A 24,103-nucleotide genomic window follows, 5' to 3' on the forward strand; every position below is an offset into this window, starting at 1 on the left:
GACTTCTGGAGGCCATGCGGGCTGGCCGAGAATCGGCCGCGTGGGAGCTGGTACGGGAAGCGCGCGCACTTATCGCGCGCCTACCGTACGGGACCTGCGAACCGCAACGGCGCAAGCTCGCTGCCGCGCTCGTTCTGCTCCGCTCCATCGCGTGGCGCAGCAAGGCGGCGGCGATCCGGCACGGCCGGACCGGACGGCGCGGTAATTAGCAGGGAAGCCGCCGCACTGCGGGCTACGACAGGGCTGCGGCATCGAGCAGCATGTCGATGACCGATCGGACGTGTGACGGCGTGGACACCGCCATTCGACGGTCCCGTTCACCGTCCACAAGGCGCAGCAGCAGGGGAACCAATCCCTCCCACTGGCCGGACATCTCGATCTGCGCGAGACGTGGAGCGAGATCCTCCGGCCGCTCCAGCGAACCCTTCATCGCGCGGAAGACCAGACCGAACACGCCGGCGATCGGCATGGCGACAGCCAGCTGAGAGGGGATGTGGATCCGCCGATGTACCACGTTCACACAGCGGCCCAGCAAGACCTCGTCGATTCCGTCGAGTCCGCAGTTCCACGCGTCGTCTTCCCGATCGTCGAGCACGAGGGCAAGACCCGCAGCCAGGGCGCGCCAGTTGACGGTCCCCTCGTACCGCCGGAGATACTCGCGCACGCGGGACGCCATTTCCGCGTCCCCCTGCCGAGCCAGCATGATCGCCGCCAACACCGGGTCCCACATCACCCGGTACCCCGCGAACTCCTCAAGCGCGTCCCGTTCAGACTGCACCGCCATCCGAAGTACCTGATTCAGAACCTGCTGGCTCAGCTGGATTTCCGCCATGATCTGGCCGAACCGCACACCGGCGAGGCCGTCGACCCGTTCGCTCAGGCGCTTCACCGTGCCAATGTCGTGCCACCCTGCCTGCCACTTCAATGCCGCGCCGACGGCGGAGATCCTGACCGGCTCGTCCAGCAGTCCGGCGAGCACACACGACGCGACCAGGTGTGCCAGCACGGCTGGGGCGAACGGCTCGTGACGAACAAGGAAATCCGCGTACCGGTAGTGGCCCTGCTGTATGCGCCGCGCATCTCGAGACTGGTAGCGGGCCCGCAATGCGTCACCCGCCAGGTCGGCGGCCTGGGCCGCCTCGCCTCGCCGAAGTACGTCTTCGGCACGGGCCATCAGATCATCGGCCCGGTTCCCAAGCTCCTCTGGCGTCGTCGGCCCGAAGGCCTTCATCGCCTCCGACAGACCCTCTGAACCCGGCCCGGACAGCAGATCCTCTGCCGCTGAGTGCCGCCCAACCAGTCGGTAGGCTTCTGCCAGCTCTCTGATGGCAAGGGCGAGCAGGTCACCGGGGTCCTCGCTCCACATCCTCACCCGCGGCCGGAGCACTCCGACGGCTTCCTCCAGCACCGGGATCGCCTCATCGGGTCGCCCGGAGGCTGCCAACGTCTGGCCGTGCAGGGTGAGGAGAGTGACACACCCCGTCCAATGCGCCTCGCGCCGCGTCTGGTCCCAGCGCCGAACGATGTGAACCAACTGCGCAACCAGGGGCGCATTATTCACGTCGGAGAGCTTGACGGCGATGAGACCCATCGCGGCGACGTAGGCGGGGTCGACGTCAGTGAGGGCACCATCCCCCAGATGACGAGCCGTCGACGTGAGTTCGGCCGCCACCTCGGCGTCCAGGGTGCTTGGTACGTCCTGATCGCCCAGCACCTCGATGATCGTGAACAAACAGGGTGCGGTCACGTCGGGTTCGCTCGGCGAGCCCGACATCGATCTCCGGGTCGCCAGAATGCGGAGCAGCAGCGTCAGTGGCTCCTGCTGATGCTGCTGCGCGCCGACGCTTCGCGCCAGCTCCACCGCCTGTGCGAGCCGCGGCGCCCAGATTTCTGGCGACCGGCTCACCTGGGGGCGCCGACAGGTCGCCAACAGCGCGTAGGCCGCCTGAATCGCCTGCTGAGCTGAGGCCCCCATGGTCACCACGTAGGCCCGGACAGGCTGTCTGCGCAGCGGTCCCTGGTAGGCAGGGCCGCGAGGCCGAGCACCAGCGGCGTGCCCGGGTCGGGTCGCGGCTGCTCGGTACGCGGGGCGCACCGGTGAGCGGGCGTCAGGTGAGAGTGCCAGGAATCTGCCGGCATGGACGCCTCCCTCAGGAGTTCCTGCCATGCAATGTCCCATCCGCACCCGAGCGGACACTGTCAGTTGCCAGTCACTTGTCGACCGTCTCCCCCTCTTGTTGTCGGCACCGACATGGGCTTCGGCGGCACTGCCGCCTCGCCTGCCTCGCCACCCCCCGGCCCCACCACCCCAACCAAGGGTCATGCCGACGTGACGACCTGGGGCGGTGAACTGCCGGGCGTTCATCGGCACCACGACGTCCCCGGTAGCGAGCCCGATCTCCTGGCCGAGCCGCTCGTCGGCCCGTGCCCCAAGTACTTCCGTGCCGTTGAGCCGGGCGACCTCCGCCGCGGTCATAGCCGGCGTCTCCTGCACTTTTGTAGTGTGTCACATTCGTCAAGCATCATGCTTGTTGACAGCGTTCTCTGATGGTGCTCTCATTGACCCCGCCAAGTTCACAGTTGGAGGAAAACGATGCGCAAGACCACGACCCTCGCCCTGATCGCCACCGGCCTCGTCGCGCTGGGCTGCGGCGCCGGCAGCACCGACGAGGGCACCGGCAGCAAGGCCGACGCCGGCGGCGCCAAGGGCGACGACAAGCCGAAGACCGCGAAGATCGGCCAGCCGGCCCGGGACGGGAAGTTCGAGTTCACGGTGAAGTCGTCCAAGTGCGGCGTCGCCAAGATCGGCAACGACATGCTGGGCGAGAAGGCGCAGGGCCAGTTCTGCCTGGTCACGGTCAAGGTGAAGAACATCGGCAAGGAGCCGCAGACGCTCTCCGACAGCAACCAGAAGGCGTACGCCGCGGACGGCACCGAGTACTCGACCGACTCTGGGGCGGCGATCTACGCCAACAAGGACCAGCAGACCCTGTTCAACGAGATCAACCCGGGCAACGAGGTGACCGGGGTGCTGGTCTTCGACATCCCGAAGAAGGTCAAGCTCGCCAAGCTCGAGCTGCACGACTCGCCGTTCTCCGGCGGCGTCGAGGTCTCCCTCACCTGATCAGCCACTCGACCCGGGGCGGGCACCACCGCCCGCCCCGCCTTTCCCCGTCCCCAAATTCCTGTTCACCGAGGAGACCGTCATGACCGATCCGACCAGCCCGACGCCTCCCGACCAGCCCGCCCACCAGGCCGGTCTATCGCAGCAGCCGCCGCCGATCCCGCCTGGTGCCGGCGCTCCCCCGCCCGCCGGCCAGTTCCAGGGCGCCACGCTCGCCGGCCCGCCCAGCCCGGCCGCTCCCGCCAAGCGCTCCAACGCCCGAGCTTTGATCGTTGGCGGCACCGCCCTCGTCCTCGCTATCTGCTGCGGCGGCGCGGTCATCGGCGCGCTCAACGGGGCCGACGACGAAAAGCCGAAGTCCATCGCCGCCACGTCGGCCAGCCCGAGCAGTGCCGCGCCCACCACCGCCGCGCCCACGACCGCCGCGCCGACCAGTGCCGCGCCCACGTCGGCTGCCCCTGCGACGACGGAACCGGCACCCACCACCGCCGCACCCACCCCGAAGCCGAAGGTGATCAAGGGACGCGGCGACGATCTGGTGCGGATCCCCGAGCTGGCCGACCTGGCCGTCGTGAAGTTCACCTGCAAGTGCACGAGCAACACGGTGCTGAAGAGCGACGGTGACGGCCTGCTGGTCAACGAGATCGGCTCGTACAGCGGCAAGCGGTGGATCAACCTGGAAGATGGTTCGCTGACCACGCAGTTCGAGATCGAAGCGAGCGGATCGTGGACGCTGACCATCGGCACCGTCGCCCAGATGGCCAGCAAGTTCCCGACCGGAAAGGCTTCGGGCAAGGGCGATGACGTGCTGGTGCTCGGTGGCGACGCCACCGCCGCCAAGATCACCCATCGTCGGGGCAGCTCCAACTTCGTCGTCTACGCCTACTCGCTCGAGACGGGCGAGGGCGGCCTGCTGGTCAACGAGATCGGCGGGTACTCGGGCGTACGCCCGCTGTCGGCGCCCGCGCTCGTGCAGATCACCGCGGATGGCAACTGGACCATCGCCCCCGCCTGATCCGTTTGCGATATCAGCTGCACAGCGGCGCCGTGGCTCACCAGGCGCGCCACCGCGCCGGGTACCCGCTCACCCCTTCTCCGGTTACGAGACGTCAGGAGGCGTTGTGCGTCCCGATGAGTTCCACCGCGCCCTGGAGCGGCTCCCCGCTCCCCTGCACGACCGCGCCCTCGCCCTGCGCAACGACGTGAAGCCTCGGCGCTGCGAAAGCTGCACCGCCGTCGGCGACGCGGTTCGGCTCGCGCTGACCGCCGCGCACTACGACGAGCTCGGCTCGGCGGCGCAGCTGCTCGACACCGCCGAGCAGCTCGCCGCCCGGCACCACCTCGCCTGCCGCACCGACCTGGCCGCCGTATCGGCGGGCGGACCGACCCACCCCGACTGGCCGCAGCACCAGCCGGGCCGCGGCCAGGTCCGCCGGTGGGCGGACACATCCGCACGGCTGACCGCCGCGACTGACGCCAGCTGGAAGGGCCGCGCCGGTGGCATCGGGTACGTCGCCAGCGACGGCCACTACGGCCTGCGCAGCCGCCATCCCGGCCGGGTCGACCCGACCGGCTGTGCGCGGGTGCTGGTCAGCGAGCTGCGGGCGGTCGAGTTCCTGCTCACCGCGTATGACACGCCACCGGCCGGCATGGCGGTGCTGGTGGACAGCCTGCCGGCCCTGAACTACCTGCACCGCTGGCAGGGCGGCGAGACCGGGGCGATGCCCGCCGGCTACGACCTGCGCCCCCGGCACGCGGGTCTGCAGCCCACGCTGGTCCGGCTCGCCGAGCTGGTCGCGCGGCGCCCGGACCTGGCGTTCGCGCACGTCAAGGCGCATGCCCACCATCCGCTGAACGAGGCGGCCGACAGCCTGGCGCACATGGCGCGCCGCCGGGTCGAGGAGCCGTTCGACGTGCACGCCCGGGCACACGAGCTGGTCGAGGCGTTCCTGCGCGACTGGCACGGCGCGCTGGCGGTCTGACCGCCGATCCGTCCACGACATCAGCTCCACAGCACACGTAGCACCCGCCAGCGGACCGGCGCGAGCCGGGACCGCCGGCAAGGCACGCCCTCCCCACCCGCATTCCGCGGAGGTCCTGATGAACCGCACCGAACCCTTGGTCGAGCTGATCTTCGATCGGCTCGCCGCCGACCGCGTACCCGATGACACCGCCGAGGTGGTCCTCGCCGCGCTCAGCGGGGAGGCCGACCTGACCGCGGCGCTCGCTGGCGTGCCGACCGTCCTCGCGCCGCAGCGCACCGCGGCGGACGAGCCGCGGGAGGCGATCTGGCTCTCCTCGGTCACCGTCGCCGGGTTCCGCGGCGTCGGCCCGGAGCGCACCCTCGCCGTCGAGCCCGGCCCGGGGCTGACGGTGGTGGTCGGCCGCAACGGCTCCGGCAAGTCCAGCTTCGCCGAGGCGGTGGAGCTGGCCTTGACCGGGGACAGCGCTCGCTGGGCCGACCGGAACAGCGTGTGGCGGACCGGGTGGCGCAACCTGCACGCCGGTGACCCGTGCCGGATCGCGGTCGAGCTGCGGGTCGACGGGGTCGCCACACCGACCCGGGTGGTCCGCTCGTGGCCGGCCGGGGCGGAGCTGGGCGAGGCCGAAATGAGTGTCACCAGCGCGCACGGCAGCCACAAGGACCTCGCCGAGCTGGGGTTGGTCCGGCCGCTGGAGCTGTACCGGCCGTTCCTCACCGCCGCCGAGCTGGGCCGGCTGACCGCCGGCACGCAGAGCCAGCTCTTCGACGCGATCTCCGCGATCCTCGGCCTGGAGGCGATCACCGACGCCGACCGGCGGCTGATGGCCGCCGCGCGGCCCGTCGACGCGGCCATCAAGGAGGTACGCGCCCAGCGCGCCGCCCTGGCCGACGCGTTCAGCGGGATCGACGACGACCGGGCGCGGCGGGCGGCGGACCTGCTGAACAACAAGCGTCCGGACCTGGCGGCGCTGGCGGCGATCCTCGACGAGCCGGACGAGTCGACCGCCGACGAGGCGGTGCTGCTGTGCCGGCGGCTGGTGGCGATGCAGCTGCCCGACGCCGACGAGGTGACGAGTCTCGCCGGGCAGCTGCGGGAGGCCGCCGGCGAGGCGCGCCGGCACGACGGCGGCCGGTCGCGGGCGTCGCTGCGCAGCGCCGAGCTGCTGCGGCTGGCCATTGAGCACCACGACGACCGGGGTGACGGGCCGTGCCCGGTCTGCACGGCGGGCCGCCTCGACGGCGACTGGCGGGCCACCGCCACCGCGTCCCTGGCGGAGCTGCGTGACCGTACGCTCGCCGCGCAGGCCGCCGCCGCCCGGCTGACCGCGCTGCTGCAGCGGGCCCACTACCTGATCGACGACCTGGCGGTGCCCGACGGCACCACCGCCGGGGTGCCGGTCGACGGCCTGCACGCCGCCGCGGCGGCGCTGCGGCTGGCGCCGGGCGGGCCGGAGGAGCTGGCCGACCACCTGACCGCGCGGTACCCGGCGGTGCTGGCGGCGGCGCGGGCCGCGCAGGCGTACGCGAAGGATCTGCTCCGGGAGCGTGACACCGGCTGGCAGGCGGCGGCCGGTGAGCTGTGGGCCTGGGTCGCGGCGGCCGGGACGCTGCCGGAGCGGGAACGCGCCCTGGCCCGGGTGAAGGCGGCGCGGGCGTGGTTGCGGGCGACCGGGGCGGAGCTGCGCAACGAGCGGGTGGCGCCGTTCGCGGAGCACTCGCAGCGGATCTGGGCGCAGCTGCGCCAGGAGAGCAACGTCGAGCTGGGCGCGATGACCCTGGAGGGTGCGAATACCCGGCGGCGGGTGGTGATCCCGGTCAGTGTGGACGGCGCCGACAACGGTACGGCGCTCGGGGTGATGAGCCAGGGTGAGATGCACGCCCTGGGGCTGGCGACGTTCCTGCCGCGTGGCTGCGCGCCGGAGAGTCCGTTCCGGTTCATCGTGGTCGACGACCCGGTGCAGAGCATGGACCCGGCCAAGGTGGACGGGCTGGCGCGGGTGCTCGCCGAGCTGGCCGAGCGGCGGCAGGTGGTGGTGTTCACCCACGACACCCGGCTGCCGGACGCGCTCGGTCGGCTCGACCTCGGTGCCGCCCGGATCGTGGCGGTGACCCGCGCCGAGCGGTCGGTGGTGACCCTGCGGCCGGGTTCCGACCCGGTGACCCGCTACCTGGACGACGCGTACGCGCTGGCGCGCAACGAGGAGATCGCCGCCGAGGTGCGCGGGCCGGTGGTGGCGGAGCTGTGCCGCTCGGCGATCGAGGCGGCCTGCCACCGGATCGTGTGGCGGCGGCGGGTGGCCCGGGGTGTGCCGCACGACGACATCGAGGCGGCCGTCGTGGCCGCGTCCCGGCGGCTCACCACCACGGTCGCATTGGCGATGTTCGACGACGCCGACCGGGGCGGCGACGTGCTCGGTTACCTGGGCCGCCGGCACGGGCGACGGGCGGTGGATGCGTACCAGGCGTGCCGGGAGGGCGTGCACGGGGCGTACCTGGCGGACCTGCCGGGCCTGGTCGCGGACGCCCGCCACCTCGCGGAGGCCCTGTCGTGACCGCCCGGGTGACCCCGCCAACGCCCCGGCGCTGCCTGGCCGCGGCCGACCAGCTGCTGCGCGGCGCCGGCCCGCTCGGCACGGCCGCGGTCAGCGCCGGGTGTTGGCCGCGGGCCTGCGCCTGCCTGATCCGGCTCGCGCTCGAGGGCGGCGTCGACGCCTACTGGCGGCGGGTCAAGCCGACGGTGGCCGCGTGCCGGCAGGGCCGGGCGAAGCAGCTGATGCTGCGCGGCCGGCTCGGGCCGGGCACCGGGGTGGCCCGCCGGGTCGCGTTCGCCTGGGCGGCCCTGTCGGCCGCCGCGCACCACCACTGTTACGAGCTCGCGCCGACCGCCGCCGAGCTGCGGCGCCTGCACACCGAGGTGAGTGTGCTGCTCACCACGCTCGACGGAAGACTCGACGGAAGAACGGAACCGGACCGATGACCTACCCGCAGCCCGGCTTCGAGCCCACCCGCCCGCAGCCGCCGCTCCCCGCCGTCCCGGGGCCGTACCCGCCGGTGTCCGTGCCGTCGGTGGCGTACCCGCCGATGTCGGCGCCGCCCGGCCCGTATCCGCCGCTGTCGGCCGTGCCCTATCAGCCCGGCGGCTACCCGCAGGTGGTGCAGCGGGTCGTCAGCCGGCCGGTGCTGACGTCGGGCATGGCGACGGCGTCGCTGGTGCTCGGGATCCTCGGCGTGCTCGGCGGCTGGTGCTTGTTCGGGCTGCCCTGCATCCTGGCCGTCGTCCTCGGCCACCTCGCGCTGCGGGAGACCCGGGACGGCACCCGGTCCGGGCACGGCATGGCGGTCGCCGGTCTCGTCCTGGGCTACGTCTTCGTCGGCCCGATGGTCGCCTTCACCGTCATGGTCTTCTTCGGCAGTGTCCTCGGCGCCGCGACTCCGACCCCCTGACCGGGCCGCGACAGCACGTGGACGCCGGCCGTCAAGGCAACAAATGCCCAGAAAGGCACCAGAGAGGACGGAGCACGTGTCCCAGGAGAACCACGATCACCTCGGGCCCGGCCCATTCGTCGAACTGTTCCGCGAGGACGAGGGCTGCGTGGTCACGGCCCGGTGGCGCACCGGTGCCGGGTCGGGCGGGATCACCGGCCCGGACGAGGTCGTCGTCCGGCTGGCCGACGACGCGGCACCCGAGGTCCGGGAACCCGCTACCTCGAAGGCCGGCTGGCGGAGCTGGCCCAGGCCCGGGGCGCGACCGCGGCCGGCTTCGAGTCGGACCTGCTGGCCGTCTTCGAGGACCTGACCGATCGCGGGCACGCCGACCCGCTCGGGGCGCTCGCCGCCGCGGCCGGCCGGTCGCGGGAAGCGCTGCACCAGTTGCTCGACGTGGCCCGCCGGCGAGGCGATCACGACGGGGGCGACGGTGTCCCGGCCCGGGCACCCCACTGCGATCTCCATCGATCAGCGGGGTCGCCGTGGGCGATTGAGCCCTGCGGATAAGTCAGCTTCTCGGCCCTGAAGGGCCCTGAAGGGCCCTGAAGGGCCCTGAAGGGGCGCGCTTGCAGATCGTGCTCGGTGCTGGCTTCTCGGCGCTGCTGGCCGATCCGCTGTGTGCGCTGAGACGGACGGTGGCCCGAGCTACGGCCGGGGCCGTGCCGGAGCCGATGACCTACGGGTGAGGGCACCACGAACTATGTTGGGCCCATGTATTCGACCCGCGTCGCCCAGCATGTCAAGGCTCCGCGTGCGGCCGTGTATCGGGCGCTGGTGGACGCGGACGCGATCAGCAGGTGGCGGGTTCCCGCCGGGATGAGCAGCCACGTCCACCACTTCGACGCGCGCGAGAACGGGTCGTTCCGCGTCTCGCTCACCTACGACACGGGCGACGGCGTTGGCAAGTCGACGTCCCACACCGACACCTACCACGGCCGTTTCCTCCGGCTCGTGCCGGACGAGCAGGTGGTCGAGACGTTCGAGTTCGAAACCGAGGACCCCGCGCTGCGCGGCACCATGACGATGACCACCACGCTCACTGACGTGGACGGCGGCACCGAGGTGCTTGTCGTGCACGAGGGCGTCCCGGACAGCATCCCGGCTGCCGACAACGAGACCGGCACGCGCATGGCGTTGGCCAACCTTGCCCGGCTCGTCGAGGGCGGCGAGCTGAACTCGCACGCGTAGCGCAGCTCGACAGCGCTCGACGAGCAGTCGACGTCCTCCGACGCTCAACGGAGCGTTCGTGTGGGTCGTCGGATCGCCTGACCGGCGTGGGGGGTGATGAATCGCCGGAGCGGCAGGGCGATGAGCAACGCGACCGCGACCAGGAGGCCGCTCACCCACACCGGGCCGAGGTCGCCAGCATCGGCGCCGAGGGTCGCTGCGGCAACGACGGGGCCGCCAGCAGCACCGATGTTGAGCGCCGCAGTCGCATACGACCCTCCCATGGTGGGAGCGCCGGCTGCCGCGTAGAGCAGCCTGGCGATCAGGGTGCTGCCCAACGCGAAGGAAAGCGTGCCCTGCACGAACACGAGGAGCAGAAGCGCCACCGGCTGGGCAGCCAGGGTCGCCAACGCGACCCAGCCGAGCAGCAGCAACGGGCCACCGACTGCGATCACGATGCCAGGACGCTGATCGGAGAGCCGCCCCGCGACGGTGACGCCGACGAAGGACCCGACCCCGAAGAGCACCAGCACGACCGAGACCCACAGCTTGCCCAGGCCGGCCGTGCCGGTCACGATCGGTGCCAGGAAGGTGAACGTGGCGAAGGTGGCAGCGTTGACCAGGGCACCGAGCAGCATGACCAGGAGCAGCCCGGGCATGGCGAGCTGGGCGATCTCGTGCCGAAGAGACGAGCCAGCCGGAGTACCCCGAGGGTGCTTTCCGAGCCGGGCCGGGATGCCCTTCACGACCCCGAAGGCAGCGGGAAGGCAGAGCAGCGCGATCGCCCAGAAGGTCGCCCGCCAGCTCAGCAGCGTGCCGAGTACGGCACCGCCGGGAACTCCAGCGATGGTGGCCACCGTCGTGCCCGAGAGCAGCACCGCCAGCGCGCGTCCTTTCTGATCAGTTGGGACGAGCGTGGCGGCCGTGCTCAGCGCCACCGCCAGGAAGCCCGCGTTGGCCAGGGCGGCGATCACCCGGGTGACAAGCAGAACCGCGAAACTCGCGGTGAGGGCCCCCACGACGTGGGCCACGGCGAAAGCCAGCACGAAGCCCAGCAGGCTGGCCCGGGCGGGCCAGCGGCGCGCAAGCGCCGCCATCAGCGGCGCGCCGACGATCATCCCGACAGCGAACGCCGAGGTCAGGAGCCCGGCGGCCCCGACGGACACGTCGAGGCTGGTGGCGATGTCCGGCACCAGGCCGGCGAGCATGAACTCCGAGGTGCCCATGGCGAAGACCGCCACGGAAAGCAGGTACAGCGGGAGAGGCATCAAGAGCTCCGAGGTGAGAGAGAACGAGGAGACGTCTCGTCACCGCGGCCAGCGCCCCAAGGCGTGCGCGCACATGCCCCGTGCAGCAAAGACTGCTGGGAGGCGGGCTAGGAACTCAGCGGTTCAGGGGACTGACGGCGTGACCGAAAGTCCCCACCTTGGATGCCTCAGGGCTCGACATGGCGCAAACACTACTCACGCCCACCGGTCATCACGCAACTGGATTCCGGCCCGGGCGCGTGGCGTCAACCTCGTTGCCCCGTGCCCGGTCCCACCCACGCCGCGCTGAGGATCAACCGCCCGTCCGCGTAGCGGCAAGCTCGCCTTCGCTGCGGAGGATGCAGAACTCGTTGCCCTCCGGGTCGGCCAGCACCACCCATCCCGTCCCGTCGGCGTTTCGCCGATCGTCGACCTCGGTGGCGCCGAGGCCGATCAGCCGGGCCAGTTCCTCGTCGCGCGTGCCCTCTCGCGGGCGCAGGTCGAAGTGGACCCGGTTCTTGATCTGCTTGCGCTCCGGCACCTCGATGAACAGCAACCGATGACGCCCGTCCGGAGAGATGATCATGCACTCTTCGTGGCCGGGCTCGTTGGGGTCGTCCGGATCCTCGGTGTAGTCCAGCACGACCCGCCACCAGGACGACAGGGCGTACGCATCGGCGCAGTCGACGCTGGTGTGCGAGATGAAGGAAGCCATCCGGCCAGGATGCCGGTGATCGAGGCAGACCGCGAGCCCATTCCTGTAACCAACCTTCTTGACTATTAAGCGGCATGTAGCTAAGTTTCGGCCATTCGGACAGAGAGGCCGTCATCTATGAAGGCTCGACTCGTCACCGCCACCGCTCTCCTGGCCACCTTGGCGGCCACCATCGCGCCGCTCCCGGTCCAGGCCTCCGCCGCCGCCACGCGTCCGCCCGCCTCCGGCGAGCACGGCTGGGTCACCTCGACACTGCGGCACATGACGCTGGCGCAGAAGGTCGGCCAACTCTTCTCCACCTACGTCTACGGCGATGACGCCACCGAGCCCACGGCCGCCGACCGCGCCGCCAACCGCGCCGCGTTCGGCGTCGAGACGCCGGCCGAAGTCATCGACCGGTATCACCTCGGCGGCGTCTGCTACTTCTCCTGGTCCCACAACCTGGACAGCCCTCGCCAGATCGCCGCGCTCTCCAACGGGCTCCAGCGAGCCGCCCTCGGTGACGGCGCGAAAGGTCGCGTACCGCTGCTCATCTCCACCGACCAGGAACAGGGTGCGGTGCTGCGAATGCCGGCCCCAGCCGCCCAGTTCCCCGGGTCGATGGCCCTGGGCGCCGCACGGTCGCCCGAAGCCGCCTACACCGCGGCGGAGATCACCGGACGCGAGCTGCGGGCGGTCGGCATCCGCCAGCCGTACGCCCCGGTCGCCGACGTCAACGTCAACCCGGGCAACCCGGTGATCGGCGTACGGTCCTTCGGCGCCGACCCCACCCTGGTGGCCGAGCTGACCGCCGCGCAGGTCTCCGGGTTCCAGGACGGCGCCGGCGTGACCGCGGTGGCGAAGCACTTCCCGGGCCACGGCGACACGGAGGACGACAGCCACACCGGCCTGCCGGTGATCGACCACAGCCGGGCGGAGTGGGACAGCATCGACGCACCGCCGTTCCGGCAGGCGATCGACGCGGGCGTCGAATCGATCATGACCGCCCACATCGTGGTGCCCGCGCTCGACCCGTCCGGCGATCCCGCGACGTTGTCGCCGACGATTCTCACCGGCGTGCTGCGCGGTGAACTCGGCTTCCGAGGTGTCATCGTCACCGACGCGCTGAACATGGCCGCGGTGCGGAAGAAGTACGGCGACGACCGGGTGCCCGTGCTGGCGCTCAAAGCCGGCGCCGACCAGCTTCTGATGCCGCCGGACCTCCGGCTGGCGCGCGACGCCGTGCTGCGGGCCGTCGCCACCGGCGAGCTCACCGAGCGGCGCATCGACGAGTCGGTCCGGCGCATCCTCGCCATGAAGTACCGGCAGGGGCTGGCCCGGTCGTCGCAGGTCGATGTGGATGAGGCGGTACGGACGGTCGGGGCGCCCCAGCACCTCGCCGCCGTCACCCGGGTGACCGACGCGACCCTCACCGCGGTCCGCAACGACGTCGGGCTGCTGCCACTGACCCGAACGGACCGGTCGGTGCTGGTCACCGGCTGGAACAGCGCCGCCTTCGCACCCGTCGCCACGATCGCCGACGGGTTCACCGCCCGCGGCGCCCGAACGACCGCCCGGCCCGCGACCCTGCCGTCCGACGCGCTGATCGCCGCGACGGCCGCCCAGGCAGCGGAGCACGATCTCACCGTCGTGCTCGTGAACAAGGCGTGGGACACCGACGTCACGGACCCACGCGGCACCCAGCGGCGCCTCGTCGCGGCACTGCTCGACACCGGGAAGCCCGTGGTGGTGGTCGCTGTCCGGGACCCGTACGACATCGCGTACCTGCCGGGTGTGACCACCTACCTGGCGACCTACTCGTACACCCGGGCGGCCATGGACACCCTCGTCCGCGCGCTGTACGGCGAGTTGTCCCCCGGCGGGCGGCTGCCCGTCACGATCCCCACGGCCGACGGCGCGGGCACGCTGCTCTACCCCTACGGCCACGGCCTTACCTGGTAGGAGGCAACGCATGCAGCGCAGGAAAGTCCGCACCGGTGCGGTCGGCCTGACCGTGGCCCTCCTGTGCGCGGCACTGCCGGCCACCGGGGTGGCCGCCGCCGCGCCCCCGGCCGAGTCCGGACCGCCGGCGGTCACCCCCGCCGACATCCGGTTCCGTGACGACACGCTGCGGCCAGGCAGCGCCGGCGAGGTCGGCCTGCTCCCCGACCACGTGGATCGCATCCCCGCCGACCTGGCGGCATACCTGCAGCCGACCCCGGACCACCCCGGCCATCCCACGTACGCGGGTGCCGTGGTCCTGGCGGCCAAGGACGGTGTGATCGTGCAGCACGCCGCCGTGGGCACGGCGGTACGGTACGCCGCCGTCGGACCGCCGCCCGGGCTGGTCGGGGTGGAACTCCCCGCCGACCAGCAACTCCCGATGCGGCCCGACACGATCTTCGACCTGGCGTCGGTGTCGAAGCTGTTCACCACGATCGTCACCATGCAGCAGGTCGAGCGGGGGCGGGTGGACCTGGACGCGCCGGTCGCCCGCTACGTCCCGGAGTTCGCGGCCGGCGGCAAGGAGGCGGTCACCGTACGCATGCTGCTCACGCACACCTCGGGTCTGCCCGCGTTCACGGCACTGTGGAGCAGGTACCCGACACCGGCCGAGCGGTTCGCCGCCACGCTCGCCACGCCGCTCAGCGCGCCGCCCGGCACCCGGTACGTCTACTCCGACCTCGGCCTGATCACACTCGGCGTACTGGTGGAGCGGGTGACCGGCCAGCCGTTGGCCGAACTGGTCCGCGACGGCGTGACCACACCGCTCGGCATGGCCGGCACCGGCTACAACCCGGGACCGGAGCGGCGGTCGCGGATCGCCGCGACGGAGTACCAGCCGTACGCCGGGCGCGGCATGGTCTGGGGCGAGGTGCACGACGAGAACGCCTGGTCGCTCGGCGGTGTCGCCGGGCACGCCGGAGTCTTCTCCACCGCGGCGGACCTGGCCGTCCTCTGCCAGGCACTACTCAACGGCGGCACGTACCGCGGGCAACGAATCCTGCGGGACGACACCGTGCGGGCGATGCTGGTCAACTACAACGCGCCGCTGGAGTCAGCCGATCCGGAGAGCCGCCGCGGGCTCGGCTTCGAGCTGAACAAGCACTGGTACATGATGGGGCTCTCCTCGCCCGTGGCGTTCGGGCACACCGGCTTCACCGGCACGTCCATCGTCATCGACCCGCTCTCCCACTCGTTCGTCATCCTGCTCAGCAACCGGGTGCACCCCGACCGCGGCTGGGGCAGCAACAACGTCGCCCGGCGCGCGGTCGCGCGCGACCTCGCCGAGGCGATGCCCGTGCGCCCCCGGTCGCGCGAGGCCTGGCGGGCCGACCCGCGCGACCTCGCGACGAGCACGCTCACCGCACCGCTGCGCCGGGCGGCGCGGGGCGGGACGGCGAGCTTCCTCCTCTGGTACGACACCGAGCCCCGATTCGACACCGCCCGGTTCGAGGTCTCCACCGACGGAGGGCGCACCTGGGCTCCGGGGCGGATGCTGCTGCACCACGGGGACCGGAGGTGGAGCAGCGACGGCACGGTCACCGGCTACGGCGGCCGGGTCTGGTGGCAGGTCACCGTCGAGCTGCCCGACCAGGCGAGCCACCTACGGTGGCGCAGCACCACCGACGGCTCCGGCCAGGGCCGCGGGGTCTACGTCGACCGGATCGTCGCGGCGGACCGGGACGGAATGCTCTTCCACGACGAGGACGCCAGCGACACCTCCCGGCTCATCGCCGACGGGTGGTCACCCGCCCGCGACTGACAACGGGGATCCCGGCCCAACTCCGCATGTGGAATGCCGCTTGGGCATTCCCGTGGACACGCTCGTCATCCGCCTACCCAGAGCAGGCCGCCACGAGCTGCCGTGACCGGAACGCTCCGGACTGTCAGCTGATGGACACTTCGAAACCCTGAGCCACCTTCACAAAGGGTATTGAAGGAGTGACTCTTGGTGCATGGGTGTCCGGTCAGGGTTCGTCGTCGCCCTCGAAGGCCAGAGCGGAGTCGGCAAGAGCACCGTCGCTCGGCTCGTGTGCGACAGGCTTCAGCGCCTCGGTCGGCAAACATTGCTCACCCGGACCCCGTCCACATCCAAGATCGGCACCTTGGCCCGTGGCGGGACGTCCGATTTTCGAGGGCTGGAACTCACCCTGCTGGTGGCAGCTGATCGCTACCACCACGAACGCACCGTAGTCCGTCCGGCCATAGCTCACGGCGCCATTGTGGTCTGTGACCGGTATCTGGCGTCTTCGCTGGTGTTGGATCCTTACGACAGTGTGGCGCTCGATCAGGTGCGGGCGATCTACAAGGGTTTGCCGCCGGCTGGCCTGACGGTCGTCTTACTTGGTGATCCAGAGGTGTGCGCCGCGAGGGCCACGGCCCGCGGTCTTTACAGCCGTTTCCACACACCCGACTCGCGGGCCAATGACCGCGAGCGCGCCGCGTACGAGGCGGTCGTAGAGGACCTGCGGCGCAGTGGGTGCACAGCGATCGCACACGAAGTGGGCAGAGCTGAGGCCGCGGCCGTGGCCGACGACTTGGTTGAGCTGATTCTTGAGCACGAGGAGCGTGGGCGGTGAACGTCGGACTGCTCTATCCAGAGGTGTATGACATGGCGCGCTTCCGAGAGGGGCGCAAGGAGTTCCCGCCATTTGGCGTGCTCTACTTGGCCGCCGTCGTGCAAGAGGCAGGGCACAGCGTGCGCGTTGTCAAAGTCACGCCGGAAGACACTGGTCCCGACCTGTCCGACTGCGATGCCGTCGGCTTTTCGCTCGCCTCGTCCGCAACGTACGGGATGATGCTGGCGGCCCGCGATGCTGCTCACATCCGAGCCGACACGCTGGTCATGGTCGGCGGTGTGCACTGCAACTTCTACCCAGAGATGAGTCTGACGGACTTCCGAGCCGACGTTGCCGCCATAGGCGAGTCGGAGGAGAGCATCCTCGAGGTGCTCTCCCGCGCACCGGACAGGCGCTTCGACGGGGTAGCGGGTGTGCTGTGGCGCGATGGCGACGAGGTGCGGCGGGAGCCCGTCCGACCCCTGCTGCGCGACATCGATCAGTTGCCGCTGCCGGCCCGGTCCCTGCTGCCAGCCGACGATCTGATCCTCACCGACCGGCTGGCCGGCACCGATTTGCGGATGGCACACGTGATGTTCAGCCGGGGGTGCCCTTTCCCGTGTTCTTTCTGCGCGGCGGGCCAGACGCGAATCCAGTACCGCAGCGGGGCCAGCGCCCGGCGCGAGTTGACCCACCTCATCGAGGCATACGGAATTCAGGGGTTCGCGATCGTGGATGACAACTTTGTTGTCAACAAGCGCAAGGTGGGCGGCATCTGCGACTCCATCGCCGACCTGGGCCTGCGCTGGTCCGCGCTGTCCCGCGTCGACACCGTTGACGGTCCACTGCTGGCCAAGATGGCCGCTGCCGGGTGCATCGAGATCAAGTACGGCATGGAGTCCGGCAGCGAAACCCTCCTCGAGGCAATGCGGAAGAACACCACCCGTGAGCAGATCCGCCGGGCAGTCCATGCGACTGTTGAGGCAGGAATAGCCGCCAAGGTTTTCGTCATCCACGGCTATCCGGGAGAAACCCTGGCCAGCACCGAGGAAACCATTTCCTTGCTGACTGAACTGGAACCAGCGCTGTCCCGGGTGTCGCTGTTCCGATTCGTGCCGTTGCCAGGGACACAGGTGTATGACCAAGCCGCCGCCCACAACATACGCGGCACCCATCTGCAGCCCGGCTGGGACGGCGAGTGGGTGAAGTTCCACATCCACCACAACGACCGGCACTGGTGGGGAACCAACGCGCAATGGGAAGAGACCCAGCGATCGTACGAGCTACTGCGCGACTTCGTCGAGCAGCGCTGGGGGCGGCAAGCCTGACCCCCTGTGCGGGCAGGCCCGTGTTAGCTTCGGTGGGTGCGTGAGGTGCCACCGGCAGTCATGGCCACCCATCGCCTCGACTCGCAGGAGGCCGGCCGACTCTGGCAGTGGCTGCTACGCCGCCAAGGCGTAGGGTCCGCCGACCGATACGCCACCGTGGCGGAGATCGCCGAGGCCGCCCTGGGGCTGCATGCCGCCCGATTGTCGTCTCCTTTTGCCACAGTGTTGGCGCGGGCCCGCACGCCAGAGGTTGCGTTGCGCCTGTGGCACCCGGCCACCCATCAGCTTGTCACCACGGTCCGGTGCATGCGGAAGACGCTTCACACTCTCCCGCTCGATCTGGCGGCGGCGGCGCACGGGGCGACCCTGCACTACCGAGAGCGCGACGCCCTGCGGCAAGTCCGCAACGCTGGCCTGTCCACTCAGCTCGTCGCACGCACCACCGCGGCTGTCCAAGCACTGCTCGCCGAGCACGGTCGCCTCGCCCCGCGCCATATCGAGGAGCGCCTCGCTACCGGCGTCACCACCGTTGTCGCGGTCCGCCTGGCCCTCAAGCTCGGCTGGGAGCGCGGCTTGTTCACCTACCGCAACCGGAGTTCCAGTTGGAACCGGGAACTTCGCACGTTCGCACTCACCGCCGCCGCCCACCCCGACCTCGACATGAACCTCGACCGGGCAACAGCCACCGAGCGGCTCGTCGCTGCGTACTTCGATCGCTACGGCCCAGCCTCGCTGCGCGACGTCACCTGGTGGTCTGGATTGTCCCGCACGGGGGTGCTCGCGGCTCTCGACCGGATCGGACAGCCACTCATCGCGCTGCACACCCCGTGGTCCCCAGCACCGCTGTACATGTTCTGCAACCGCTTCAAGGAATTCGAGCAGGTCAGCGCTGGGGAACCGCCAACGGCCGAACCGGTCCTGCTCGCCCACGAGGATGTCGCCCTCAAGGCCTACGCGGAGACACGCACCCGATACCTGGGCATGCTCGACCAGCGAGTTGCCTTCAACCAGATCGGCGAGGCCCTACCCACAATCGTTCTCGCCGGCCGCGTCGTAGGCACATGGAGCTGGGACACCCGCATCCGGGCCGTCGGCCTCACCCTCGTCCGCGGCCACACAAGCCCAGCAGACCGGGCAGGTATCCGCCGCGCAGCCCAATGCGTCACCGCCGCACTGCGCCAAGGCTACGACGATGACAGCCGAGCGACACGCCACTCGTACGCTGACCGGCAACCTGCACGCCTGGTAGCGTCCACGACACCCTGACCGTCCTCGCGAGGCTGACCGATGCAATCAATCCCCCGCACCGCCACGCTGCCCGACCTTCAGCGCTATGTCGCCGACATGGAAAAGCAGCGCGGCTTCACCGACCGCACGGTGCTGGACCAATGCCTCATGCTTGGCGAAGAGGTCGGTGAGCTGTTCAAGGCAGTCCGCAAGCATCAACAGCTTCCCATCGGCAGCACGTCCATCGTCGGCACGGTCGACGAGGAGCTGGCTGACGTCCTCATCTTCCTCTGCGCCGTCGCCAATCGCTACGGCATCGACCTCAGCGAGGCTCTGCGCCGGAAAGAACAACACAACGAGCAACGCACGTGGAGGTAGCGCCGGCATCGCCGCCATGGTCGCCGGCCCCGTGACGGTCACCGCCCGGGCCGGGGGAATTCATGTGTGGATCACGGCTCGACGCTCTACCTCTGCCGCCGTGACCCTGGAGATCGTGAACCGTGCGGGCGGCCGGACGACGCGGGTGCGGTGGTCAGCTGGCCTGGGGGAAGCCAAGGTTCACCCCGCCGTGTGACGGGTCGAGCCAGCGGCTCGTGACCACCTTGGACCTGACAAAGAAGTTCACCCCCTCCGGCCCGTACGCGTGGGCGTCGCCGAACAGCGAGTCCTTCCAGCCACCGAACGAGTAGTACGACACCGGAACCGGGATCGGGACGTTCACCCCGACCATGCCGACCTCGATCTCGTTCTGGTACCGGCGGGCCGCGCCGCCGTCGTTGGTGAAGATGACGGTGCCGTTGCCCCACGGGTTGGCGTTGACCAGCTCGACGGCCGCGTCGTAGCTGGGCACCCGCAGCACCGACAGAACCGGCCCGAAGATCTCGTCGGTGTAGATCGACATGTCGGTGTCGACGTGGTCGAACAGGGTCGGTCCGAGCCAGAAGCCGGCGGGTTCGCCGTCGATCGGGTGGCGGCGCCCGTCCACCACCAGCGTGGCCCCAGCGGCCTGGCCGGCGTCCAGGTAGGACGTCACCCGGTCCCGGTGGGCGCCGGTGACCAGCGGTCCCATCTCGCAGCCCGGGCGGCGGCCGTCGCCGACGTGCAGGGCGGCCACCCGCTCGCTGATCCTGGCAACGAGTTCGTCGCCGACCGGGTCGACGGCCACGACGGCGGAGATGGCCATGCAGCGTTCGCCGGCGGAGCCGAAGCCGGCCGAGACGGCGGCGTCGGCGGCGAGGTCCAGGTCGGCGTCGGGGAGTACGACCATGTGGTTCTTCGCGCCGCCGAGCGCCTGCACCCGCTTCCCGTGGCGGGTGCCGGTCTCGTAGACGTAGCGGGCGATCGGAGTGGAGCCGACGAACGAGACGGCCTTGACGTGCGGATGCTCGAGGATCCGATCGACGGCCTCCTTGTCGCCGTGCACGACGTTGAGGACGCCCTCCGGCAGCCCGGCCTCCGCGAACAGCTCCGCGAGGAAGTTCGAGGCGGACGGGTCCTTCTCGCTCGGCTTGAGCACGACGGTGTTGCCGCACGCGATGGCGTTCGGCACGAACCACAACGGCACCATGGCCGGGAAGTTGAACGGGGTGATCACGCCGACCACGCCGAGCGGCTGCCGGATGGCGTACACGTCGACCTGGGTGGAGGCGTTCTCGCTGTATCCGCCCTTGAGCTGCTGCGGGATGCCGCAGGCGAACTCGACGTTCTCCAGCCCGCGCTGGATCTCCCCCGCCGCGTCGGAGAGGACCTTGCCGTGCTCGGCCGTGATGATGGCGGCGAGGTCGGCCCGGCGGGCGTGGAGCAGCTCCCGGAAGGCGAACAGCACGCTGGTGCGCTGGGCGAGGGACGCGGTACGCCATCGGGTGAACGCCTCGCGCGCGGCGGCGACCGCCTCGTCGACGACCGCGGCGGTGGCGAAGTCAACCTGTCCGGCAACCCGGCCGGTGGCGGGGTCGTAGACGTCCCCGGCGCGCTCGGCGACACCGTGCCACGGCTTGCCGCCGATCCAGTGGGTGGTCCTCATCGCAGCTGCACCTCCTTGGCCACCGCCTCAATCGACTGGGTGAGGATCTCCAGAGCCTCCTCCGCCTCGGCCCCGGTCAGGGTCATCGGTGGCGCAAGGCGGATGACGTTGCCGTACAGGCCGCCCTTGCCGACGAGCAGGCCGCGCTCCCGGGTCTCCTCCAGTAGGGCGGTCGCGGCCGCCGGGTGGGGCTCGCCGTCGGGTCCGACGAACTCCAGCGCGATCATCAGGCCCTTGCCGCGCACGTCGCCGACCACGGGATGCGCCGCGGCGACCGCGCGCAGGCCGTCGAGCAGGCGGCCGCCGAGCTGCGCGGCGTTGGCCTGCAGGTCGTGCTCCAGCAGGTAGGTCAGCGACGCCAGCGCGCCGGCTGTGGCCAGCGGGTTGCCGCCGAAGGTGGAGATCGAGTTGGCTCGCAGGCAGTCCATCAGGTCGGCGCGGGCGATCACGCCGCCGATCGCGAGGCCGTTGCCGAGGCCCTTGGCGAAGGTGATCGCGTCGGGTACGACGTCGTGGGCCTGGATGCCCCAGAAGTGCTCGCCGGTGCGGCCCCAGCCGGTCTGCACCTCGTCGGAGACGAGGAGGACGCCGTACTCGTCGAGCACCTTCTTGAACTCCCCGAACAATCCGTCCGGTGGGGAGGCGAAGCCGCCGACCCCCTGGATCGGCTCGACGATCATGCAGGCGACGTCCCCGGCCGTGGTCGTCTCGATGACCTCGCGCAGGTCGGCCACACACGCCCGGATGTAGTCCGCGTCGGACAGCTCCCGGAACGGGCTGCGGTAGCGGTAGCCGCCGTGCACCCAACTCACCTTGACCGGGCTGAGCGCGCTGGCCGACCAGCCGCGGATGCCGGTGATCCCGACCGTGGCGAACGCCCGACCGTGGTACGAGTTGCGCAGGGCGAGCACCTGTTCGCTGCGGCGGTGCTGGGTGGCGAGCATGAGCGCCGTCTCGTTCGCCTCGGTGCCCGAGTTGGTGAAGAACACCTTGGCGTCGGGGATGCCGGACAGCTTCGCGATCTTCTCGGCGAGTTCGACCTGCGATTTGATCAAGTACAGCGTGGACGAGTGCAGCACTCCGGTGTCGACCTGCGCCCGGATCGCGTCGCTGATCTCGGCGATGTCGTAGCCGATGGCGTTGGTGAGGATGCCGGCGAAGAAGTCGAGGTAGGTTCGCCCCTCGCGGTCGGTCACCCGGCGGCCGTGCGCGCTGGCGATCTCGATGGGCTGCTCGTAGTACAACGCCAGCCAGTTCGGCATCACGGATCGGTGTCGGGCCAGCAGCTCGCGGTGGGCCATCGCGTCCTCCCGTAACTCGTCCCCAGGGCGAGTGTGGCGGCAATCGTTGTGCAACCGCTATGCACAAGTTGTGCCGCTCTGGTCACGTCGGCATTACGTTGTGTGCAGTCCCTCCGTAGGAGGCGCGATGTATCCCTCCGTCGCAGACGCCATCGCACTGCCGGTGATCCGGCGCGGGAAACCGCAGGTGGTGGCCGGGTCGGCCGGAATGCAGGGCCGGGTGCGCTGGATCCACGTCGCGGAGGTGTCCGACATCGCGCACCTGCTGCGCGGCGGGGAACTGGTCCTGACCACCGGCATCGCGCTGCCGGAGGAGGCCGCGGCGCTGACGAGGTACGTGGACGACCTGGCCGCGGTGCACGCGGCGGGGCTGGTGATCGAGCTGGTCCGACGGTGGCGTGACCAGCTGCCGGAGGCGCTGGTGGCGGCGGCCAACCGGCACCGGCTGCCGCTGATCACGCTGGCGCGGGAGACGCCGTTCGTGTCCGTCACCGAGGCGGTGGTGGCGTTGATCGTCGACGCCCAGCTCGCCGAACTGCGGGCGGCCGAGCAGGTGCACGAGACGTTCACCTCGCTGACGGTGGCCGGTGCGGAGCCGGCGGAGGTGCTGCGCGAGGTGGCCCGGATCTCGGGACTGCCGGTGGTGCTGGAGACGCTGGGGCACGAGGTGCTCGCGTACGACGCGGCCGGCCGGGATCCCACGGAGCTGCTGACCGACTGGGCGCGGCGGTCCCGGTCCGTGGCCGCGCCGGAGCGGACCGCGTACGACGAGGAGGCCGGGTGGCTGGTCACCATGGTCGGCGCGCAGGGCGCCGACTGGGGGCGGCTGGTCCTGGTGTCGCCGGACCCGCCGCCGCACCGGGACGTGGTGGTCGCCGAGCGGGCCGCGTCGGCGCTGGCGGTGCACCGGCTCGTGGCGCGGGACCGGGACAGCCTGGAGCGGCAGACGCACCGCATGCTGCTCGCGCAGCTGCTCGGTCAGGCCGTACCGCCGCCGGATCTGGCCGCCCGGGCGGCGGCCCTGGGGGTCGGCCTCGAGCGGCGGCAGCTGGTCGGGATGGCGATCCGGCCGGCGACGGTGGCGCCCCGGGCTCCCGCGCTGGCCACCCAGGAGGTGTTGCGGGATCTCGCGGAGGCGACCGCGTCGGCGGCCCGGCGGGTGCCGGTACCCGCCCTGGTGGGGGTCGTGGACGACACGACGGTGCGCGCGTTGTTGTCATTGCCCGCCCAGGCCGGGGTCGACGCGGTGCTGCGCCGGTTGGCCCGGGAGGTGCACCGCTCCGCGGCCGGTCCGGTGCTGGTGGCGGTCGGCACCACCGTGTCGCACGTCGCCGAGGTGGGCCGCAGCCTGGGCGAGGCCGCCCACGTGGCGGGGGCGGCCCTGCGCAGTCCCGGCACGCAGCTCTACCACCGGCTGGACAATGTGCGCCTGCGCGGTCTGCTGCATCTGTTGCGCGACGACGAGCGGGTCCGGGCGTTCGCGGACCGCGAGCTGGGGCCGCTGCTGGCGCGGGACGCCAACCACCACAGCCGGCTGGTGGAACTGCTGCGCTGCTTCTGCGAGCAGGGTGGGAACAAGTCGGCGGCGGCTGCCGCCGCGCACGTGTCGCGGACGGCGTACTACCAGCAGCTGGGGCGGATCGCGCAGGTGCTCGGGGTGTCGCTGGAGGACCCGGAGTCGGTGCTGTCGCTGTACGTCGCGCTGCTGGTGCACGACCTCGACGACGCCTGACGGGACGGTGAACCCGGTAGGCGGTCGGAATTCGTCCGGCACGCGGATTGACATGATCGGCGCGGCCGTGCCGGTGGACACAGTGCGCTCTGATCATGGCAAGGGTGGACACTTTGCCACTGCCGGTGGCGGGTCGGTGGCACTCACCATTCCGAAATAGAGATCGTGCTGTTCCGCCCCCATCCGCAGCACGCGCGCCGGTTGCCCGGCGCCTGTTGCGGCAGCGCA

General features: G+C 70.9%; 20 protein-coding genes. 14 read left to right on the plus strand and 6 right to left on the minus strand.

Annotation, left to right across the window (positions count from 1 at the left end; all coding sequences use genetic code 11):
• Positions 1–232: 232 nt before the first annotated feature.
• Positions 233–1,984: a tetratricopeptide repeat protein gene (locus ABZ570_RS16180; RefSeq protein WP_358063238.1), complete on the minus strand. Its 1,752-nt coding sequence runs from the start codon at positions 1,982–1,984 to the stop codon at positions 233–235.
• 609 nt (positions 1,985–2,593) lie between these two features.
• On the opposite strand from ABZ570_RS16180, the gene ABZ570_RS16185 reads away from it, so the two are divergent.
• The 6 genes from ABZ570_RS16185 to ABZ570_RS16210 all read left to right on the plus strand — a co-directional run bounded on the left by ABZ570_RS16185 (position 2,594) and on the right by ABZ570_RS16210 (position 8,552).
• On the plus strand, positions 2,594–3,124 hold the full coding sequence (locus ABZ570_RS16185) for a DUF4352 domain-containing protein (protein ID WP_358063241.1): 531 nt from the start codon (positions 2,594–2,596) through the stop codon (positions 3,122–3,124).
• A gap of 82 nt (positions 3,125–3,206) precedes the next feature.
• A complete protein-coding gene (locus ABZ570_RS16190; protein ID WP_358063244.1) occupies positions 3,207–4,139 on the plus strand; it encodes a hypothetical protein in 933 nt (310 codons plus the stop codon).
• A gap of 106 nt (positions 4,140–4,245) precedes the next feature.
• Positions 4,246–5,106 (plus strand): RNase H family protein, encoded by an 861-nt coding sequence (locus ABZ570_RS16195; protein WP_358063247.1) that lies wholly within the window; start codon positions 4,246–4,248, stop codon positions 5,104–5,106.
• Positions 5,107–5,224: 118 nt separating this feature from the next.
• Positions 5,225–7,660 (plus strand): AAA family ATPase, encoded by a 2,436-nt coding sequence (locus tag ABZ570_RS16200; RefSeq protein WP_358063250.1) that lies wholly within the window; start codon positions 5,225–5,227, stop codon positions 7,658–7,660.
• The gene (locus ABZ570_RS16205) at positions 7,657–8,085 is read left to right on the plus strand and encodes a hypothetical protein (RefSeq protein WP_358063254.1); all 429 of its coding nucleotides are present in this window, start codon (positions 7,657–7,659) and stop codon (positions 8,083–8,085) included. The genes ABZ570_RS16200 and ABZ570_RS16205 overlap by 4 nt, the downstream gene beginning before the upstream one ends.
• Complete coding sequence (locus tag ABZ570_RS16210; protein WP_358063257.1) at positions 8,082–8,552, plus strand: DUF4190 domain-containing protein; 471 nt, start codon at positions 8,082–8,084, stop codon at positions 8,550–8,552. The genes ABZ570_RS16205 and ABZ570_RS16210 overlap by 4 nt, the downstream gene beginning before the upstream one ends.
• A 96-nt stretch (positions 8,553–8,648) precedes the next feature.
• Here the strand turns inward: ABZ570_RS16210 and ABZ570_RS16215 are convergent, their stop codons facing one another.
• Entirely contained in the window at positions 8,649–9,059 is a 411-nt protein-coding gene (locus ABZ570_RS16215) for a hypothetical protein (protein ID WP_358063260.1), read from the minus strand.
• A gap of 246 nt (positions 9,060–9,305) precedes the next feature.
• Between ABZ570_RS16215 and ABZ570_RS16220 the strand changes: the two genes are divergently transcribed.
• Entirely contained in the window at positions 9,306–9,782 is a 477-nt protein-coding gene (locus ABZ570_RS16220) for an SRPBCC domain-containing protein (RefSeq protein WP_358063263.1), read from the plus strand.
• A 44-nt stretch (positions 9,783–9,826) separates the two neighbouring features.
• Here ABZ570_RS16220 and ABZ570_RS16225 read toward each other — a convergent pair whose 3' ends face one another.
• Together ABZ570_RS16225 and ABZ570_RS16230 are read right to left on the minus strand one after the other, a co-directional pair.
• Positions 9,827–11,029 (minus strand): Cmx/CmrA family chloramphenicol efflux MFS transporter, encoded by a 1,203-nt coding sequence (locus tag ABZ570_RS16225; protein WP_358063266.1) that lies wholly within the window; start codon positions 11,027–11,029, stop codon positions 9,827–9,829.
• 292 nt (positions 11,030–11,321) lie between these two features.
• On the minus strand, positions 11,322–11,723 hold the full coding sequence (locus tag ABZ570_RS16230; RefSeq protein WP_358063269.1) for a VOC family protein: 402 nt from the start codon (positions 11,721–11,723) through the stop codon (positions 11,322–11,324).
• A gap of 117 nt (positions 11,724–11,840) precedes the next feature.
• On the opposite strand from ABZ570_RS16230, the gene ABZ570_RS16235 reads away from it, so the two are divergent.
• The 6 genes from ABZ570_RS16235 (at position 11,841) to ABZ570_RS16260 (ending at position 19,197) form a co-directional block, all read left to right on the plus strand.
• Positions 11,841–13,664 (plus strand): glycoside hydrolase family 3 protein, encoded by a 1,824-nt coding sequence (locus tag ABZ570_RS16235; RefSeq protein ID WP_358063272.1) that lies wholly within the window; start codon positions 11,841–11,843, stop codon positions 13,662–13,664.
• Between the two features lie 10 nt (positions 13,665–13,674).
• Positions 13,675–15,468, plus strand: coding sequence for a serine hydrolase (locus tag ABZ570_RS16240; RefSeq protein ID WP_358063275.1), 1,794 nt, complete (start codon positions 13,675–13,677; stop codon positions 15,466–15,468).
• Positions 15,469–15,661: 193 nt separating this feature from the next.
• Positions 15,662–16,285 (plus strand): dTMP kinase, encoded by a 624-nt coding sequence (locus tag ABZ570_RS16245; protein WP_358063278.1) that lies wholly within the window; start codon positions 15,662–15,664, stop codon positions 16,283–16,285.
• Positions 16,282–17,592 (plus strand): radical SAM protein, encoded by a 1,311-nt coding sequence (locus tag ABZ570_RS16250; protein ID WP_358063281.1) that lies wholly within the window; start codon positions 16,282–16,284, stop codon positions 17,590–17,592. Before ABZ570_RS16245 ends, ABZ570_RS16250 begins: the two co-directional genes overlap by 4 nt.
• A 36-nt stretch (positions 17,593–17,628) precedes the next feature.
• Positions 17,629–18,858, plus strand: coding sequence for a crosslink repair DNA glycosylase YcaQ family protein (locus ABZ570_RS16255; RefSeq protein WP_358063284.1), 1,230 nt, complete (start codon positions 17,629–17,631; stop codon positions 18,856–18,858).
• A 21-nt stretch (positions 18,859–18,879) separates the two neighbouring features.
• Positions 18,880–19,197, plus strand: a complete 318-nt coding sequence (locus ABZ570_RS16260; protein ID WP_358063287.1) for a MazG nucleotide pyrophosphohydrolase domain-containing protein — start codon at positions 18,880–18,882, stop codon at positions 19,195–19,197.
• A 154-nt stretch (positions 19,198–19,351) separates the two neighbouring features.
• Here the strand turns inward: ABZ570_RS16260 and ABZ570_RS16265 are convergent, their stop codons facing one another.
• Positions 19,352–20,842, minus strand: a complete 1,491-nt coding sequence (locus tag ABZ570_RS16265) for a CoA-acylating methylmalonate-semialdehyde dehydrogenase (RefSeq protein ID WP_358063290.1) — start codon at positions 20,840–20,842, stop codon at positions 19,352–19,354.
• Complete coding sequence (locus tag ABZ570_RS16270) at positions 20,839–22,143, minus strand: aspartate aminotransferase family protein (RefSeq protein WP_358063293.1); 1,305 nt, start codon at positions 22,141–22,143, stop codon at positions 20,839–20,841. The genes ABZ570_RS16265 and ABZ570_RS16270 overlap by 4 nt, the downstream gene beginning before the upstream one ends.
• 127 nt (positions 22,144–22,270) lie before the next feature.
• Here ABZ570_RS16270 and ABZ570_RS16275 point away from each other — a divergent pair, with 127 nt between their 5' ends.
• Positions 22,271–23,875: a PucR family transcriptional regulator ligand-binding domain-containing protein gene (locus ABZ570_RS16275; protein ID WP_358063296.1), complete on the plus strand. Its 1,605-nt coding sequence runs from the start codon at positions 22,271–22,273 to the stop codon at positions 23,873–23,875.
• Positions 23,876–24,103 lie beyond the last annotated feature (228 nt).

It is taken from the genome of Micromonospora sp. NPDC007271 (assembly GCF_040634005.1).
In the GTDB taxonomy this organism is placed as follows: domain Bacteria; phylum Actinomycetota; class Actinomycetes; order Mycobacteriales; family Micromonosporaceae; genus Micromonospora.